The organism is Geobacillus sp. ZGt-1 (assembly GCF_001026865.1).
Taxonomy (GTDB): Bacteria; Bacillota; Bacilli; order Bacillales; family Anoxybacillaceae; genus Geobacillus; species Geobacillus thermoleovorans.
On sequence record NZ_LDPD01000026.1, the window covers coordinates 61,979 to 63,191 of the forward strand.

General features: G+C 48.5%; 1 protein-coding gene and 1 pseudogene. One reads left to right on the forward strand and one right to left on the reverse strand.

The genetic code is table 11. The features are described from left to right. Positions 1 to 202: pseudogene (locus VU18_RS20615) on the forward strand (hypothetical protein); the annotation flags it as partial. 202 nt (positions 203 to 404) lie between these two features. On the opposite strand, the gene VU18_RS13905 reads toward VU18_RS20615, so the two are convergent. Further along, positions 405 to 1,124: a hypothetical protein gene (locus VU18_RS13905; RefSeq protein WP_021321946.1), complete on the reverse strand. Its 720-nt coding sequence runs from the start codon at positions 1,122 to 1,124 to the stop codon at positions 405 to 407. Between the last annotated feature and the right edge of the window lie 89 nt (positions 1,125 to 1,213).

Here is a 1,213-nt window from a genome sequence, read left to right on the forward strand (position 1 = left end):
ACAGACAATATCGAAAGAGATAGAGGAAAGCACAATGTCCTATTCTTGGGGATGGTTGATCTTTTCAATCTTCTTTTTTACATTCATGCTGTATATTATCATTGAAACCGCCGTCCGACGAGCGATTGACAGCTCAACATTAGCAGAACACATCAAAAAACCGTTGGAAGATAGAAAAAGAAGGAATGACAGCCGACATTAAAGGAGTGACACGCATCGTTAAGAGGAGTAGATAAGGAAGCAGAAAAGCTGTTCAAATAATCCATTATTCGCAAAGAGAATATGCCTTGAAGGACTGTCTTTTCTAAAAGAGTAAGATAAGAAAAGAAGCAACCCAAGCAAAAATAGAAGGTCACCATTGCAACACAACGAAGAGCGCCCTCCACTGGCGCCCTTCCTCATTTCTATAGCAAATTGAGCAACGCCTTTTTGTTCGCTTGCACTTGGTCGTTCAACGCCTTGACTTTTTCTTTTAACTTCTGAATGTCTGCGTTGTTGGCGCCGACTTTCTTTTCAAGGGCGCGAATTTCATTCGTCACCGCCCGCAGCTGGTTGGACAGCGCGATGAGCTGGCCGATGAGGCCATCAATTTGCTCTTGTTTTTCTTCATCGAGTTCCTCTTGGTCTTCACCAACAGGTTGTGGAGAAGTCGGAGACGGCGCCTCCGTTACCGTTTGCCCGCTGGAAGCTGGAGCGGCAGCGTCATTGGCCGCTATGGCTTGTCCACTCGGAGCGTCAGTTGCCGCTGTGACTTCTGTCGGTTGAGAAGCAGACGGCTCGCCCGTTGGCAACGAATCAGCAGGCGTCGTTTGCGTGTCCGTTGCCGATTCCGCTTCGCTCAATGCTTGAATGCGAGCGGTCACTTTGTCTAGCCGCTCTTCAATTTGGCCTACTTTTTTATGTAACTGCGCCAACTTTTGCGCAAGCCATTTTTGTTGCTTGGACGATTCCTGTTTTTTCTTCGCCTCTGTTTCCTTTTGTTCCGTCTTCTTCTTGACGACGACTTCCACTTTCTTCACCATCGTTTCGCGCTCATGCGCTTTGCCCGCAGGCTTGGCGGCCGCCCACGCCGGAGAGGCGACGAGCATCGACGCCACCAAAATCGGCCATCCTTTCTTCAACATTACCAATTCCTCCTTTATTTTTTGGTAATGGCAGCTGGCTGGCATAGGTTTCCCCTTAGCCCCTGTAGCTTTGTGACGCTAAGTTTCCT

Excerpts from the sequence above, each read along its gene's own strand:
- VU18_RS13905 (WP_021321946.1), bottom strand. The coding sequence starts at position 1,124 with ATGTTGAAGAAAGGATGGCCGATTTTGGTGGCGTCGATGCTCGTCGCC.